The sequence below is a fragment of the Selenomonas sputigena genome, from assembly GCF_026015965.1.
GTDB lineage: Bacteria > Bacillota > Negativicutes > Selenomonadales > Selenomonadaceae > Selenomonas.
Window position 1 is genome coordinate 2,430,095 of the sequence record NZ_CP110383.1, and the last position, 16,406, is coordinate 2,446,500.

General features: G+C 58.9%; 14 protein-coding genes. 4 read left to right on the plus strand and 10 right to left on the minus strand.

Annotation, left to right across the window (positions count from 1 at the left end; genetic code table 11):
• Positions 1 to 5: 5 nt before the first annotated feature.
• The 8 genes from OL236_RS11600 to OL236_RS11635 all read right to left on the minus strand — a co-directional run bounded on the left by OL236_RS11600 (position 6) and on the right by OL236_RS11635 (position 8,387).
• Positions 6 to 857 (minus strand): MTAP family purine nucleoside phosphorylase, encoded by an 852-nt coding sequence (locus OL236_RS11600; RefSeq protein ID WP_265070736.1) that lies wholly within the window; start codon positions 855 to 857, stop codon positions 6 to 8.
• Positions 858 to 1,898, minus strand: a complete 1,041-nt coding sequence (gene mqnC, locus OL236_RS11605; protein ID WP_265070737.1) for a cyclic dehypoxanthinyl futalosine synthase — start codon at positions 1,896 to 1,898, stop codon at positions 858 to 860.
• Positions 1,898 to 2,998, minus strand: coding sequence for an aminofutalosine synthase MqnE (gene mqnE / locus OL236_RS11610; protein WP_265070738.1), 1,101 nt, complete (start codon positions 2,996 to 2,998; stop codon positions 1,898 to 1,900). Before mqnE ends, mqnC begins: the two co-directional genes overlap by 1 nt.
• 62 nt (positions 2,999 to 3,060) lie before the next feature.
• Entirely contained in the window at positions 3,061 to 3,450 is a 390-nt protein-coding gene (locus tag OL236_RS11615; protein WP_009646917.1) for a rhodanese-like domain-containing protein, read from the minus strand.
• Positions 3,451 to 3,663: 213 nt separating this feature from the next.
• Positions 3,664 to 4,920 (minus strand): HD domain-containing protein, encoded by a 1,257-nt coding sequence (locus tag OL236_RS11620; protein ID WP_265070739.1) that lies wholly within the window; start codon positions 4,918 to 4,920, stop codon positions 3,664 to 3,666.
• 57 nt (positions 4,921 to 4,977) lie between these two features.
• Positions 4,978 to 7,071 carry an AAA family ATPase gene (locus OL236_RS11625; protein ID WP_265070740.1) on the minus strand — a complete coding sequence of 698 codons (2,094 nt, stop codon included), beginning with the start codon at positions 7,069 to 7,071 and terminating at the stop codon, positions 4,978 to 4,980.
• A 234-nt stretch (positions 7,072 to 7,305) separates the two neighbouring features.
• Positions 7,306 to 7,629 carry a nitrous oxide-stimulated promoter family protein gene (locus tag OL236_RS11630; protein WP_265070741.1) on the minus strand — a complete coding sequence of 108 codons (324 nt, stop codon included), beginning with the start codon at positions 7,627 to 7,629 and terminating at the stop codon, positions 7,306 to 7,308.
• Between the two features lie 32 nt (positions 7,630 to 7,661).
• Positions 7,662 to 8,387 carry a DUF169 domain-containing protein gene (locus tag OL236_RS11635; protein WP_265070742.1) on the minus strand — a complete coding sequence of 242 codons (726 nt, stop codon included), beginning with the start codon at positions 8,385 to 8,387 and terminating at the stop codon, positions 7,662 to 7,664.
• Positions 8,388 to 8,696: 309 nt separating this feature from the next.
• On the opposite strand from OL236_RS11635, the gene OL236_RS11640 reads away from it, so the two are divergent.
• The 4 genes from OL236_RS11640 to OL236_RS11655 all read left to right on the plus strand — a co-directional run bounded on the left by OL236_RS11640 (position 8,697) and on the right by OL236_RS11655 (position 13,305).
• Positions 8,697 to 9,197, plus strand: a complete 501-nt coding sequence (locus tag OL236_RS11640) for a hypothetical protein (protein ID WP_009646910.1) — start codon at positions 8,697 to 8,699, stop codon at positions 9,195 to 9,197.
• Positions 9,198 to 9,456: 259 nt separating this feature from the next.
• The gene (locus tag OL236_RS11645; protein WP_009646919.1) at positions 9,457 to 10,104 is read left to right on the plus strand and encodes a vWA domain-containing protein; all 648 of its coding nucleotides are present in this window, start codon (positions 9,457 to 9,459) and stop codon (positions 10,102 to 10,104) included.
• Positions 10,105 to 10,148: 44 nt separating this feature from the next.
• Positions 10,149 to 11,837 (plus strand): PP2C family serine/threonine-protein phosphatase, encoded by a 1,689-nt coding sequence (locus OL236_RS11650; RefSeq protein WP_265070743.1) that lies wholly within the window; start codon positions 10,149 to 10,151, stop codon positions 11,835 to 11,837.
• Complete coding sequence (locus OL236_RS11655; protein ID WP_265070744.1) at positions 11,830 to 13,305, plus strand: serine/threonine protein kinase; 1,476 nt, start codon at positions 11,830 to 11,832, stop codon at positions 13,303 to 13,305. Before OL236_RS11650 ends, OL236_RS11655 begins: the two co-directional genes overlap by 8 nt.
• A 248-nt stretch (positions 13,306 to 13,553) precedes the next feature.
• Here OL236_RS11655 and nrdG read toward each other — a convergent pair whose 3' ends face one another.
• Together nrdG and OL236_RS11665 are read right to left on the minus strand one after the other, a co-directional pair.
• Entirely contained in the window at positions 13,554 to 14,057 is a 504-nt protein-coding gene (gene nrdG, locus OL236_RS11660; RefSeq protein ID WP_265070745.1) for an anaerobic ribonucleoside-triphosphate reductase activating protein, read from the minus strand.
• Positions 14,044 to 16,377: an anaerobic ribonucleoside triphosphate reductase gene (locus OL236_RS11665; protein WP_265070746.1), complete on the minus strand. Its 2,334-nt coding sequence runs from the start codon at positions 16,375 to 16,377 to the stop codon at positions 14,044 to 14,046. Before OL236_RS11665 ends, nrdG begins: the two co-directional genes overlap by 14 nt.
• Between the last annotated feature and the right edge of the window lie 29 nt (positions 16,378 to 16,406).

Here is a 16,406-nt window from a genome sequence, read left to right on the forward strand (position 1 = left end):
CCTTTCTACCCTTTGTCGGACGCCTCGTTGTAAACGTCCTTCAACAGTGTTTCCTTGCGAAGCGCGAGGCACTCGCAATGGCGCTCCTTCGCCGCTGTTTCCCGAATCGTTTCTGCGAGCACCTCGCCGATCATCGGTGCGTCGTCGTAGAAGATGTCCTTCATCGTGCCGTACGACCACTTGGGGCGGATGCCCTCGCCGTAGTTCACGACGTAGTAAAGCCCCGCGTAGCACGCGCCGATCTCCCGCGCGAGGTAGACCTCGGGGCAGATGCTCTGCCCGATGATGTCGGCATGGCCGTTGAGCATGGCGACTTCGGCAGGACTCTCGAAGTGGCGTCCGTCCGTGCACGCGTAAATGCCGCGGTCGAAGATGCGCCCTGAAAAGCGCTTCTTCGTCGCCGCCAGAAGCGAAGCGCGAAGTTCGGGGCAGAGGGCGTCGCGCATGATGAGCAGATACCTGCCGTCGAGCATGACGTCCTTGCGGTTCGAGAGGTCGAGATAATCGTCGGGAATCAGGAAGTCGCGCGGATCGAGCAAATGATTGGCCGTGCCGACGCCGCCCTCGGAGAGGACGCGCACGACGCCAGCCTCGCGGAAGACCCAGAAGACCTGGCGCGAAGCGTCGGCTCGCGTCACGCCCGAGCGCCAGCCGTGCATGCGGCACGAGAGAGCGCGCACCTCGCCGACCGAGAACAGACGAAAAGCAGGGCTTTTTCCGTAGGGCGTGTCGAAGATGAGATTGTCGGCGAGAATTTCTATATCCTCATCGGGAAGACGCGCGGGAAAATCGCTCGAAAGCGTGCCCGAGCCGCCGACGACGCCGAACGATGCGGCGGGAATTTCTTGCTGTGCCATTTATTCGCTCCTTTCGCTGAAGGTTTTCAGTACGCGGTACTCCGTATCGCGCTGCGCGGCTTCTCTGCCCGCGCCTTGAATCAGACGCACCATCTTCTGAATCGACATCTCGTAGCGCGTGCCAGCCGCCTTGACGACGTTTTCTTCGAGCATGATGCTGCCGAGGTCGTCCGCACCGAAGCCCAGCGTCAGCTGCCCGATGCGCTCGCCCTGCGTGACCCACGAGCCTTGGATGTGCGCGATGTTGTCGAGGTAGAGGCGCGTCAGAGCCAGCGTCGTCAGGTAGTCCCACGAGCTTGTCTTCTCGCCGCCAAGCTCCGTGTGGCCGGGCTGAAACGTCCATGTGATGAAGGCGCGGAAGCCGCCCGTCTCGTCCTGCAGGCGGCGCACCTTCTCCATGTGCTCGATGCGGTCAGCCATCGTCTCGCCAAAGCCGATGACCATCGTCGCCGTGCTCTCCATGCCGATCATGTGCGCCGTCTTCATGATGCGCAGCCAATCGTCCGTCATGATCTTCTTCGGCGCAATCCTCTTGCGGATGCGGTCGACGAGGATCTCCGCGCCGCCGCCCGGCAGGCTGTCGAGTCCCGCCGCCTGTAGCCGCTTCAATGTCTCCTCGACGGAAAGCCCCGCCTTCTCTGCGAAGTAGAGGATCTCCGTCGCCGTGAAGGAGTGGATTGTCAGCATGGGAAATTCGCGCTTCAAGCGGCGCAGCATTTCCTCGTAATAGGCAAGACCCAGCTCCGGATGCAAGCCGCCCTGGATCATCAGCTGCGTGCCGCCCGCCTCGACCGTCTCACGCGCCTTTTCGAGAATTTCCTCGTAGGAAAGCAGGTAGGCGTCCGCCGCGTCCAAACGGCGGTAGAAGGCGCAGAAGCTGCACTCGTTGCGGCAGATGTTCGTATAGTTGATGTTGCGATCGACGATGAACGTCGTGCGGTTGCCGTAGCGCGTGCGCCGCACAGCATCGGCCTCTCTGCCGAGCGCAATCGGATCTTGTGCGAGGAGAAGAGCCTCGCCCTCCTTTTCCGTCAGGCGCATTACGCTTCCTCCTCTCCGCTTGCCAACGCGTGATAAAATGTGTCGCGCTCCACAGGCTCGTAGCCCGCCTCGCGGATGATGCGGCAGAGCCTTTCGCGCGTGATGCCCGTGCCCGTCTTGGCGCCCGCCGCGTGTATGATCTTCTCCTCGCCAATCGTGCCGTCGAGGTCGTCCGCGCCGAAGCCCAGGGCGAGCTGTGCCACAGGCATCGTCAGCATGATCCAAAACGCCTTGATGTGGCGGATATTGTCGAGGATAAGGCGCGAGAGCGCCATCATCTTCATGTCCTCCCACGAGCCGACGCGCTCCAGCGCATAGTCCTTCGCAAGCTGCGTATTCGCGGGATGAAACGGGAAGGAAACGAACGCCTGGAAGCCGCCCGTCTCGTCCTGGATGTCGCGCAGAGTGATGAGGTGCTGCAAACGCTCCTCGATCGTCTCCACATGACCGTAGAGCATCGTCGCGTTCGTGCGTATGCCGAGAGAATGCGCGGCCTTCATCGTCTCGATCCACTGGGCGGCCGTCGCCTTCTTTGGACAGATGATCGCGCGCACGCGATCCGCGAGAATCTCCGCGCCGCCGCCTGGAAGCGAAGAAAGTCCCGCCTCCTGCAGAAGCGCGAGCACCTCCTTGACGCTTTTTCCCGTCATCTCGGCAAAATGCACGATCTCAACGGGCGTGAACGCCTTGATGTCGGCATCGGGCAGAGCCGCCTTGACCTGGCGCACGACATTGATGTAGTAGTCGAAAGGCTTCGTCGGATGAAGCGCCGAGACGATATGGATCTCGCCGAGCCGCTTGACCTCTTTCGCCTCGACGAGGACGCGCGCGACGTCCGCCTCCTCCATCACATAGCCATGACTCTCGCCTTCCGCCACTTGAAAGGCGCACAAGGGACAGCCCGACGTGCAGATATTCGTCAGATTGATATGGCGGTTCACATTAAAAAAGACGCTCCTGCTGCTCGCGCGTTCCTTCGCACGCCGCGCCGCATCCGCGAGAAAAAGAAGGTCGTTCTCCTCGTAGAGCGCCAAGGCATCCGCAAGGCTCAGCCTCTCCCCCTGCTCCGCCTTGCGGCGTGCAGCTTCCAATATCGTCATCGTATCTTAGTTCTCCTCAAATCACATAATCGCGCGGCATCTCGCCTTTTCGCCGCGAGCGATCAATCCGTCACCACTTCGCCCGGCCAGTCCATGATGCCGCCGAAATCGACGATGTTTCCATAGCCCATGGCAGCAAGCTTCTGCGCCGCATCATGGCTCCGCTTGCCGCTGCGGCAGTAGACGAAGATCAGCTGATTCTTGTCCTTAAGCTCTGCAGGCGGAGTCTTGTCGATGCTCTCATTCGGGATGTTGATCGCCTTCGGAATATGTCCTGTAGCATATTCGCCCTTCGTCCGCACATCGACGATGATATAGTCCTTCTCCGACGCCATCATCTTCTGCGCCTCAGCCGCCGACACCTGGCGCGGCTGCGCTGCCTGCCCGCTGCCGCAGCCGCCCGCGAAAAGCGTCAGCGCCATCAATGCCGTCAACATAATAATCTTTTTCATAGTATCTCTCCTTTGCAATCTCAATTCTCGCCCTTATTATACCACATCCGGCAAACCGCGAGAAACTGCCTTCAGCGCCGCTTCTCGCGCCACTCAAACGACAGCAAGCAGGATGTTGTATCCATATCCGAAATATTTCTCAAAAAAGCCATCGACTTTCTGCCTTGCAGAGAGTCGATGGCTTTTGAGCAGCGGTGCAGGCGAGCGATTTTCTCAGGCTTTTTCCGTCATGAAGCCGCTCCAATTATCCGCATATTGCAGGAGCAGAGTCAGCTTCTCCTCACGGGCAGCAACCGCGTGGTTTTCGGGGACATACTGTCCGTCATGATAGACGATCGCCTGGATCTCTTCCTCCGTCAGAGGGAAGTGCGGGAGGATGAGCGATAGACTGCGGACGGGAACGCTCAGATAGATGAGCTCCCTGTTCCAACGATAGGGGAAGCGTGCGCTCGCCTCCTCATTTTTCAGATACTGCGGCTTCCCCGGCGATCCCGCCTTGCCGAGGTCGTGCAGGAGGGCGACGATGACGCAGCTCTCCTCGGAAAGTTCGGGCGCGATGGTCGCGCGCATCTTCAGCATCGTTTCGGCGACGTTCACGCTGTGTTCCAAGAGGCCGCATTCTTTGCACAGGTGGTATCTCGTGGAAGCGGGCGCTGTGAGATAGGCTGTCTGCTGCTCGATGAAGTCCATCAGCGCGGCAAATTCCCGACGGCGTTTCGTCACCATGTCTTTGAGCTTCTGATAACGCGCCATAAGCTCCACGTCGAGCTGCAGCAGCACAGTTCCGTGCGGAATCTGCGGCGTGCCGAGCAGCTTTTGGAAGACGTCGCTGTAATAATCCTTCCACTGCTCCTGCGTCGTTTTATAGCCATGATATTCTGCTCGATGTGCCTCCATCGTCGGATCGCTGGCGATGTTCAGCAGGACGAGACGCACATCGGGGAAGTGATGCGGCACGCAGCGCGTCCGCATCTCGTAGAGGAAGACCAAACGGTTCGCGAGCTGGTAATGCCCGTCCGTCCACAAGGAGAAATCCCCCTGCGGGAAGTGCGCGTCGTGCCATTTGCGCAGTGTATCCTTGATCTTGTCTATGCTTTCCTGAGCCGTCGCTCCGAGCTTCTGCCCTTCAGCCTCCTTGCGATGGGCTTTTGCCTCCACCAAGTAGAGCGCACCGCTGTCCCTGCCGATGGCGATACCGTCCCACTGCGGCTGGTTCGACGGCCAAAAGTCGAAGAGAGACGCCTTATCCGCATGGGGAAAGAGCTTCGCCATCGCCTCGTCTTGATTCAGTTTGTACTCCTTGAAGTCATTTTGCGGGAGGGGAGCAATCCACTCCACCTCCTCGCCAAGCTGCGCTGCAAACATGCGTGCGAGAGTGGGGAAGCGTCCTGCTTCCACAAGATGCTGCATCCAGAGGTGACTGCCCGCCACGGCTCGGCCTGCTGCCGTATTGCTCTTTCCTGCTGCCATTTTTGCTGCCTCCTTTTTGGTTGCTGCCATGATTTTAGGCATAGAGAATATGTTTTCTTACGAAACGGAAAATCCCACAGGGGAAGGGCTGGAGGGAACGGCCTGCAGAGCCGCAACATCGAAGTCCTCGATGGTGAGCTGCCACAAGTCTTCCTTCGCGAGCGTTTGACCCTCGCGAAGTGTACAGAGTCGCTGCGCTTGACGCATGAGCGCCTGTTCGAAAACATTTCGTACGAAGCGTCCGTTGCCGAAGTCCGGTTGCCTGCACACTGCCTCAAAACGCTTGCGGCAGTGTGCGACGATCTCTTCGGTGAGCGTGCAGCCCTTTTTCCGTGCGATGAGTCGCAGAATCTCTGCGAGCTCAGCCGGCGTGTAGTCCGGAAAGTCCACATGAAACGCGATGCGGCTGCGCAGCCCCTCGTTGGTGGCGAGGAATGCCTCCATCTTCTTCGGGTAGCCGGCGAAGATGACGATCACATCCGCGCGGCGGTTTTCCATCTCCTGCACGATGGTGTTGATTGCCTCGTCCCCATAGCTGCCGGAGCGGTCGTCCACGAGCGCGTACGCTTCATCGATGAAGAGGATGCCGCCGCGCGCCGCGCGGAATTTTTCTTTGACCTGCACCGCCGTCCAGCCGACGTACCTGCCCACGAGATCGGCGCGTCCGCACTCGACGAAATGTCCCGTGTCAAGGAGGTTCTCCTTGCTCAGGATGTCGGCGAGCAAGCGGGCGACCGTCGTCTTTGCGCTGCCTGGGTTGCCCGTGAAGCACATGTGCATGGAGGGGCGCTGCGCGTCCATGTCGAGCTCGGTGCGCCGTTTCTGCACGGCGAACGAAGCGACGATCTGTCGCACGAGCTCCTTCTGCCTTTTCAGTCCGACCATCTCCTGCAGCGCGGCCTTTGCATCCTGCTCCGATTTCTTGGCTGTCGTCTCTTTATAGAACTCGATGTCCTGATACGCACGGTAGGTCTTGGCCTTCAGTGCGTCCCGATACAATTTCTCATGAATCTGGTGAATGTCGGAGGCGCGGAAGGTATGCCGCTCGCCGAGCGCCAGCTCCAGTTCGCGCACGCTGTAGTGGGGCATCGACGACTGAGTGTCGAGTTTTTGCAGATACGCTGCTGCCTGCGCACGGTTGCCCGCGCCCTCTTCGATGTGTACGAAAGAGATGTCTTCCTGCAGGTAGGCCAGAAGTTTTTTCAACGCTCTCGTTTGCGTATGGAACTCCACAAGGATGAAGAGCGTGTCGCGCTGATATTTGCGGATGATCTTTCCGAAATATTCGACAACGCGCTCATAGCTTCCTGCATAGTTTTCTTCCTCTTCACTGCAGCCACACATTTCAATGACGACGGCCCCTCCCTTCGCATGGTGCAGAAGATGTTCGAGATCCTCCTCCTCGAAACAGGTGTCTTTAATGCTATGAATGCGGTTGATTCTTTGCCCCACAAGGCGCTTGTTGGCGTGGAGCGCACGCGCGAGAAGGCGCGTCATCGCCATCGCCGCCTCCGAATTTCCTGCTGCGATATGGTAATGCACGGGATGTCCGTAAAACATCCTGCGCTCGTTCTCTTCGGCATAGATTCGCGCCAGTTCTGCCAAAAAGCTGTTGTCTGCCAGCAGACTTTCCGCTTCAAGGTTCGCCTGTGCATGTGAGAGGCGCGGCCTGCTCCGAAGGATTTCCTCTGTCAGTTGGAAAGCCGAACTGTCTGCATAGTTGAGGTTCATCTCATAGAAGGGATTGCAGATATTGATATAATTCTTTTTGTCACAGACTTCGAAGCGATGCACAAACTGTTCGCGTGTAACCTCGCGCAGACCGTGGATGGCGATTTCCTGCACATCGCACGTTTCGGCGAGCAGGGGAGCGAGTTTCTTACCGAACTGCCCTGCGGTCATCGCTTTCATCTGATTTAAGGCGGCGCACATATGAAAGCCGTTTGGAAGGATGCGGTCGATGAAGAGCAGAACCATTGCGTCCGCGCACACTTCCCTGAGCGCATCATTCAGGTCGGAGAGCCAACGTTCCCGCTTGCGGTGCGAGTTAAAGATGGAAAGATGTTTGTTCGGATCACGGGAGTCTTCGCTTGAAGCGGCCTGAATCGCTTTTGTCAGATTGCATTTTACCTGAAATTCATAAAACAGCATCGTTCTCACTCCTTTGCTTCAAAACTTTTCCTGCCGATGATTCCTCTATGAAGTTGTCAAGGAACAAATGGAGCAAGCCGCTGTTTGGGAGTCTCTTCAGAGGCCGTAAGTCCTGTACATGTGCAGAAGCACATCCTTCAATCTCGTTTCTCCTCCCTTTGTAAACAGTATAACACAGCGGATGTACAAAAAAATGCACATCCGCTGTAAAAAAATCTTTTGCTAAGCCTACCTTCAGCGCCGCTTCTCGCGCCACTCGATCCACATGTGCCGAAGCGCCATGACGGGCGCGTGGAGCAGCATGCGCGGGCCGCTGTAGCGCATGGCTTCGCGGATTTTTTCGCGCATCTTGGGCGCGTAGCAGTGCGTCTGGCACGCACTGCAAAACGTCTTCGTCTCCATGTGCGGGCAGCGCTCGACGCGCGCACGGGCATAGTCGAACAGCGCTTCACATTCTTCGCAAAGGCTCAAATTGTTGCCATGATGCGCGCGGCAGTAGATTTCGAGCATTTTCTTGACCGTCGCCATCTCCGCCTTGCGTTTTTCTTCTGACGTCATACGGATCATCCGACTCCTCTCTTTGCAAATTTTCATCCGTCGAGGCGCACCGCAATCTTTTGCCACGTTTCTTTCGTGAGAAAGCTTCCTTCCGCTTCGCGTTCCATTTCCAGAAAGCGGCTGTACGGTATGCCAAAGGACAGCACATCCTTCGGAATGCATTTCCTAGCCGAAGGATCGGTCAGCCCGATGAAACAATTTGTGCCGCCCTCCTGCTCTTCTGTCACGGGATAGAGCACCGCCTGTGCACAGCCCGCACCGAAGAGCAGTTTGACGTTGTCCTGCGTCCTCTTATCGTAGTTTGCGAGCGTGGCAAGAGCTGAGAGCTGATCGGCATTCACGAAGAAGATCACCGCGAGCGGGCGTTCATCGGGCAGGACATCGCACAGGGGCTTGCAGACGACATAGGGCTTGCCGTCATGACGCTTAATATTCTCGATAAAGTCCCGCGCCAGCTCCGGTGTTTTCTTGTAGAACTCGCCTTCTCTGCCGATCTGTTCGCCGCCCGTCGAGAGGAAGTATTCGATCCAACCGTGCGGGTAATTCTGAAAGCCCAGCCCAGTTTTCGCGCCAAGACAGACGGTCGTCTTTTCGGCGAACGCGGCCGTCCTTCCCTTGCTTGCCGCAACAAGCAAGGCAACCGAGCAGCCCCATGTGCCTTCCTTGAACTGCACAGCATCCTCAGGCGCCGTATCCGCATGAAGCACGGCTACGGGCTGCGTTTTCAAGTGAATGAGTTCTGCGATTTTGCTTTCCATGGCTGATCACCCCTTTAATGCTGCATATTACATGTCTTTTCCTATACGACAGTAAGTAGAATATTGCATCCAGCCACGAAATATTTTTCAACGGGAAACGATAGATCTTCTGGCTGATGAATCGTCCATAGCTTTACTGAAAACGATATCCGCTGCGACTCTGCTCGCTGCCGTACAACTCTTTCCCGTTGTCATTTTTGATGCCTCCTATTATAACATATATATTGAAGCAGCAGGAAACCAAACATCCAGCGCGAAATGATAATCACATAGGCCAAACGACAACCTTAAACCAAGGAGGCATCCATCATGAAACGATTTTTCCACACATTCCTCACTGCAGCGGCTTTTGCGCTCTTCTTCCTCGTCCAGCCGCACGCGGCATCTGCTTCCCTGCAGTATCTTGACGACGATCCCAACTATCCTGTTTCGTATTATCACGCCAACTATCGTGAATATGTGGATCTCAGCTCATGCACCTTCAGTGCCGAAGATCCGGATTACTACACGTATGCAACGGGCTATGTCGCTTATTATCGCGATGCCGACGGCTCTTTCCGTGAGTATAGAATTCGGCAATACCGCCAATCGAAAGACGGCGGCTCAAATCCTCAGTTCTACTCCGCTCAAGGGCGATGGCTTTCCATGCCCGCGTTCGATTACGATGAGATCTCTCGCTACATACAGAGCCACGGCTATACGGGATACATCGACGATTACCATGCCTATCCCTACTACATGTTCAAGATCGTCTACAAAAAAACACGCGGTGTCGAATATCCGGACAATCTGCATGGACAGACACCTTGATGCGGCAAGATCTTCCTACATTTTATCCGCCGCTAGTCTGCCAAAGACAAACAATCCGAATGTCCACTTCTTGAAAGAGCGCCCCGCATCTGCCGGGCGCTCTTCTTTCTTCGCGAAAATCGCTCGACGCCGTCCGCTTGACCTCCTGCGCTTTCGTGGTTAGAATAAAGTGTATACGATAAGGGCTTCGAGGCGTACTGCCTCGGACTATGGTTTCCGCCGCTTTTTGCGTGCGGAAGGATTCTAGGAGGTGCTTTTCATGGCGGATGTTGGACGCAGACTGCCGGTGTATTTGCTTTTGGATTGCTCGGGATCGATGATGGGCGAGCCGATCGAGGCCGTGCGCCAGGGGATCAAGGCGCTCTTGTCGGAGCTTCGCGGCGACCCGCAGGCGCTTGAGACAGCGTATCTTTCGGTCATCACGTTCGCGAGCCAGGTGCGGCAGACGACGAAGCTCACGGAGCTCATGCTCTTCAAGGAGCCGCGCCTTGAGGCCGAGGGCTGCACGCTCATGGGCGGCGCTCTGAAGCTCCTCGCCGAGTGCGTGCGCACGGAGGTGCGCAAGAACACCGAGACGCAGAAGGGCGACTGGCGGCCGCTCGTCTTCCTGTTGACGGACGGCAGTCCGACCGATCTGGAGGACTTTAGGCAGGCGGCGGCTGAAATCAAATCTCTGAAGCTCGGTAATATCATCGCGTGCGCGGCGGGCGCCGATGCCGATACGAGCTATTTGAAGCAGCTCACGGACAACGTGCTGATGATGAACAGCCTGTCGGCTGGCGATATGGCGAAGTTCTTCGCATGGGTTTCCGGCTCGATCAAGATGTCGTCGAAGAGCCTCGACGCGAAGCCCGGCGCGGCCATCGAGCTGCCGCCGCCGCCGAAGGGATTCACGGTCGTCCCCTGATGGGCAGAGAAGAGCGGTCATGAAGAGGAAAGGGGTGATGTGTCTTGACGGAAAACGAAACATCGGCTGAAGTGGAACTGGGAAAGATTCACCTTGAAAAGTGTGCGGCTGCCGCGCCGCCCGAGCCAAGGGAGGAACTGCTTGAGGCGAGCGCGACTCCGCCCGAACCGATGAAGGAGCCGACTACACCCGAACCGATGGAGAAGCCGACTACGCCTGAGCCAACAGGCGAGCCGCCTGCATCGAGCGATGCGCTGCCCGAACCAATGAATGAGCCGCCTGCATCGAGCGATGTGCTGCCCGAACCAATGAGCACGACGCCCGAACCAATCGCCGAACAGGCAGAATTGCCGAAGCAGCCGTCCGAATGGATCGCCATACCATTCGCGCCGGACAGCGAGCCGCCTGCATCGGGCGATGCGCCGTCCAAGCCAACGAGCGAGCCGCCCGCATCGAGCGCTGCAGCCGCCCCTGCGGATGCAGAAGTCGATGCAGATGCAGCAGCGGACGATGCTTCTCTCGCCCTGAGCGATGAGGCGGTTCTCGCACATACGGCATCGCTCTGGCAGTATCATCCCGTACCGCAGGATGAGCCGGATGCCGCGCCCGAGTACAAGACTGAGGAGAAGAGAATCGGCATGGCAGACTTCATCGCGGCACGTGTGCGCGGCAAGAAGCACAAGCATGAAGCGACGAACTGCGACGATTGGTTCGCTGTAGCTGCCGTCGGCGACATCGCCGTTCTTGCCGTTTCCGACGGTGCAGGCTCGAAGCGCTTCTCGCGCGTCGGTGCGCGTGCGGCGAGCGAGGCCGCCGTCGGCTCGATCTACGAGCAGCTGCGCACCCTCGATGCGGCGAGCGCCAAAAATCGCGCCGCCTTCGCGCTTCCCATGAGCGATGCGGCGTTCGGCGAGGCATGCGCCAGGCTTGGCGCGGCACTTCACACGGGAGTGCTCGATGCTCGACGCGCCGTCCTCGCGGCTTTCCATGAGCGATGCGGCCAAGAGGCGTATACGAAGCATCTCGGGCGCGACCTCGCTCTCTCCGACTTCGCGGCGACGCTTCTCGTGACCGTCGCCGTGCCCGTCCCCGAGCTAGGAGAAGTCCTCGTGCTCTCATGTCAAGTCGGCGACGGCATAACCTGTGCCATCGACACGCATGCGCCTTACGGCAAGGCAGTCAAGCTCCTCGGCAAGCCCGACAGCGGCGACTTCTCGGGCGAGACGGATTTTCTGACGAGCGAGGCCATGGCGGACATCGCCAGCCTGCAGAGGCGCACGCTCGTCACGCGAGGCGCTTACGATCTCATCCTCACGATGACGGACGGTGTGGCGGACGACTACTTCAACGAGCAGGAGATGCACCGCCTCTATCTCGACCTAGTGGCGAACGGTATCGTGCCGGGTGCGCAGGGAACGGCCACGTTCACGCGCGCCGAGGTTGAGTTTCTGCGCAGCCTGCCGCAGCCCACCACCTTCCCGTGGGTCAACGACAAGGAGCAGCATATCGCGCTGCAGTATGCGAGCCACATGTGCCGCAAAATCCCCACGACGGAAGAATGCTTGTGGCAGAACGCGCATGTGCTCGCACTCGCTGCCGAGGATACGAGCCTCAAGGGCGTCGCCTCGCACGCTGAGCGGCTGAAGATCTGGCTCGATAACTATGTGACGCGCGCCTCCTTCGACGACCGCACGCTCGCGCTGCTCGCATGGAAGGAGCCTCCGCATGTCTAGGCCGAGGCTCGCGGAAGCCGTCCTCGCGGACGGCAGGAAGATTCCCTACGTCATCACGGAAAACCCGCCGCAGGGCGGCATGAAATACACCTACTTCGCGCCCGACAAATCCTACGTCGTGCAGTTCTTCCTCGATCCAGACGCAGTCGACGAAGCGCTCGTCGATCGGCTGACGGCGATCATCGGGCGCTACAACCCGACGCTTGCCGAGACAAAGGGCGGCGCACGCGGCAATACAGTAGAGGCGGCGACCTACTTTGCCGATCTCTTCTGCTGGCCGACGGCGATCGTCACGAAGCCCGAGTTCGGCATCGTCTGCCCCGCCTATCCGAAGAACTTCTTCTTCGGGCGCGACGCCTCGCGGCAGCTCGACCTCGCGGGCAAGGACAAAAAGGGCAGCTGGTTCACGAACCGCGTGCGCAAGTATCTAGAAAAGGCGGAGCTTGGCAACTTCCAGATGATGCTGCGCCTCTCCATCGCACTCGCACGCGCCGTGCGCCGCATGCACCAGGCGGGACTCGCGCATTCCGACCTATCGTGCAACAACGTCCTCGTCGATCCCAAGAGCGGCAGCTGCGTCGTCATCGACATCGACTCGCTCGTCGTGCCCGGCCTGTACCCGCCCGAGGTTGCGGGCACGAAGGGCTACATCGCGCCCGAGGTGCTCGCCTCGATGGATCTTCCGCCGGGCGATGCGCGCCGCGTCATTCCAAGCCTTCTGACCGACCTCTTCGCGCTGCCCGTGCTTCTCTATCAATACCTGCTCAAGCGTCATCCGCTCGAAGGGCCGAAGAACTACAACCTGCCCGCCGAGGAAGCCGACTTCCTGATCTACGGGGAAAAGGCGCTCTTCGCCGAGCATCCGACCGATCATTCCAACCGCCCGGACGATCTCAAGGTCACAATTCATGATCTCGGGCCATACCTCGAAAAGCTCTTCCTGCGCGCCTTTGTCGACGGCCTGCACGAGCCGGAGGCGCGTCCCACGGCATTCGAGTGGGAAAAGGCGCTCGTCAAGACGTGGGATCTCCTGCAGCCGTGCGCGAATCCGCACTGCCCCGAGAAATTCTTCATCTTGCATGATACCGCTGCACCGCGCTGCCCCTTCTGCGGCACCGCCGTGCCCGAGCGCCGCGTGCTGCACCTCAAGCGTCTGCGGCGCGTGCGCGGTAAGACCGGCCAATGGCTGAAAGCGGGACTTGTCAATGTCTACGACGGCCTGCCGCTCTTCTCTTGGCACTTCACGGAAAACGTCTTCCCCGATGAGAAGGCGCATGATCGCGAGGTCAAAGCCTACATCACGCGCCAAAACGGCGCATGGCATCTCGTGAACAGCGGCCTCTCCTCCCTGCGCACGCCCGAAGGAGAGCTTCTGCCCAAGGGAAAGGCGCTGCCCCTTCGGCCGGGCGAACCATTCGGTACCTGGGAGCAGCCCGACGGCGTCCTCTATATCGCCGAGAGGAAATAAAGGAATCCCTGATAAATTCAGCCACCCATCTTCGCACATCTGCGCTGTCCTCTCGTCGTCGACAAATCCTCGACGTAGCACCGCTACGCCTGTGGTTTGTCTCCTCGATAGATACAGCGCATCTGTGCAAATCTGGGCGACCTCATTTTATCAGTGCTTCCTAAATTTCGCGCACGGAGGAAAGCCGTTTGGTATCAGGGAATAAAAAAGAGAGCCGCAAGGCTCTCTCTTTTATTCCCTGATACCATTTATGCGTCCTGCCAGAGGATAATCTCCCCTGTTTCGCGCGTCTTCTTCATGTCGATCACGCGCTGATTGCGGCTGCCGCGAAAGGCGAGCGTGAGATCGCGCTCCGACTCTTCGTATGCGCCGTCCACGAGGACGTCGACCTCATCAAGCAGTGCGTCCACCTCGCACGCCTTCTTTTGCTGCAGGTCTTCGAGCGTATAGCCCGTATACGCCCAGACGTCCATGCCGTGCGCGTGCACCTCATGCGCGAGGGAAGCGAGCGGCGCGGCCTGGCAGAATGGTTCGCCGCCCGAGAGCGTCACGCCCGTCAGCAGGGGATTGCCGAGCACGTCCTTGAGGATCGTCTTCGTATCCATCTCCAAGCCGCCAGAGAAGTCGTGCGTCTTGGGATTCTGGCAGCCTGGGCAATGGTGCGGGCAGCCCTGCGTGAAGATCGTGTAGCGGATTCCCGCCCCGTCAACGATGGAATCCGATACCGTTCCTGCGAGCTTAACCGATGCCATGCTTGACCCGGTCATGCTCTTCGGCACGCTTCGCGTTGTTCCAACGGTCGATCGTGCCGACGAGATACCCCGTGATGCGGCGGATGCGCTCGAAGGGGCGGCCGTTCTCCTTTCTGCCGCAGCGCGGGCAGATGTTGTCGATGATACCATTGTAGCCGCAGACGGGGTCGCGGTCGACGGGATGGTTGACCGAGCCGTAGCCGATGCCCGCATCGTGCATGTAACGCACGATCGCCTCGAAGGCCTGGAGATTCTTCGACGGATCGCCGTCCATCTCGATGTAGCTGATGTGTCCGGCATTCGTCAGCGCATGGTACGGCGCTTCGAGGCGGATCTTTTTCGCCGCCTCGATCGGGCAGTAGACGGGCACGTGGAAGCTGTTCGTATAGTAGTCGCGATCCGTGACGCCCTCGATTTCACCGAACTTCTTGCGGTCGAGGCGCACGAAGCGGCCCGATAATCCTTCGGCAGGCGTTGCAAGCAGCGTGAAGTTCAGCCCCGTGCGCTTCGCCTCCTCGTCCATGCGGCGGCGCATGTGCCCGACGATGGCAAGACCCAGAGCCTGCGCTTCCTCCGACTCGCCATGATGCTTGCCGATGAGCGCTTTCAGGCATTCGGCGAGACCGATGAAGCCCATCGAGAGCGTGCCGTGTTTCAAGACCTCGGCGATCTCATCGTCGGGACCGATCTTCTCCGAGTCGATCCACACGCGCTGTCCCATGAGGAACGGATAATTCCTGCCCTTTTTCGCGCACTGGATCTTGAAGCGATGCAGAAGCTGGCGGATGACAAGCTCCGTGAGGCTGTCCAGCTCGCTGTAGAAGACATCCAAGTCGCCCTTGGCGAGCAGCGCGAGGCGCGGCAGGTTGATGCTCGTGAACGAGAGGTTGCCGCGGCCGCATGTGACCTCGCGCTCGGGGTCGTGCACGTTGCCCATGACGCGCGTGCGGCAGCCCATGTAGGCGACCTCCGTGTTGTAGTCGCCGGGCTTGTAATACTGGAGGTTGAACGGCGCGTCGAGGAAGCTGAAATTCGGAAACAGGCGCTTCGCCGACGTCTCCATCGCGAGGCGGAAGAGGTCGTAGTTCGGCTCGCCCTCGTTGTAGTTCACGCCCTCCTTGACCTTGAAAATCTGCACGGGGAAGATCGGTGTCTCGCCGTTGCCGAGCCCCTCCTGCGTCGCGAGCAGGAGGTTCTTCATGACCATGCGGCCTTCGGGCGACGTGTCCGTGCCGTAGTTGATCGAGCTGAAGGGCACCTGTGCGCCCGCGCGCGAGTTCATCGTGTTGAGGTTGTGAATCAGAGCCTCCATCGCCTGGAAGGTCGCATTGTCCGTCGCGTCGAGCGCCGCCCCGTAGGCGTAGTCATGCGCGCGCGCCGCGAGCTTTTCGGAAATTTCCTCGTAGCCACACGCCTTCTGATGCGCGGGCAAAAAGTCGATGAGCGCCGCCTTGTAGACGTCCGCGCCGCCGATCGTGATGCCCAAGGGCAAGAGCGAGCGGCGAATCTCCTTGGCTAAGAGGTTCGCGTCGTCCTGCTTCATGCCGAGCGTGATGGCGAAGAAGTTCGCCAGCTCCTTGAAGTAGAGCTTGCGGAAGGTCTTCCTTACGCCTGGCGCCATCGAATAGTCGAAGTTCGGGATCGCCTGTCCGCCGTGCATCTCGTTTTGGTTCGCCTGGATGGCGATGCAGCCGAGCGCCGCGTAGGAGCGGATGTCGTTCGGTTCGCGCAGGTAACCGTGCCCCGTCGAGAAGCCGTCCTTGAAGAGCTTCAGGAGGTCGATCTGGCAGCACGTTTCCGTCAGCATGTAGAAATCCTTGTCGTGGATATGGATGTCGCCGTCGATGTGCGCCGCCGCGATGTCCTTGGGCAGGATATGATGGTCGATGAAGTATTTCGATCCTTCCGAACCATATTTGAGCATTGTGCCCATCGCCGTATCGGCGTCGATGTTCGCATTCTCGCGCTTGATGTCGGCGTCCTTGGCACGCTTGAAGGTCAGCTCATTGTAGATGTCCATGAGGTCGCCCTCGGCGTCACGGATCTTCGCATGTTCCGCGCGATAGAGGATGTACGCTTTCGCCGTCGAGGCGAAATTGTTCTTGATGAGGACCTTTTCCACAGCATCCTGAATGAACTCGACGGCAGGCGTTTCCTCCCCTTCGATGCGGTGGATGACGCTCTTCGTGAGCTTTTCAAGCTGATGCTGCGAAAATGTCTCGTCGATGGACTCAAGATTCGCCTTGCGGATGGCGTCGGTGATCTTCTCGGCATCAAACGGCACGATCTGCCCCGTACGCTTCTGGATGTTCTTGATCATTAGCAGTTTCCCTTCCTCTATATATTGTG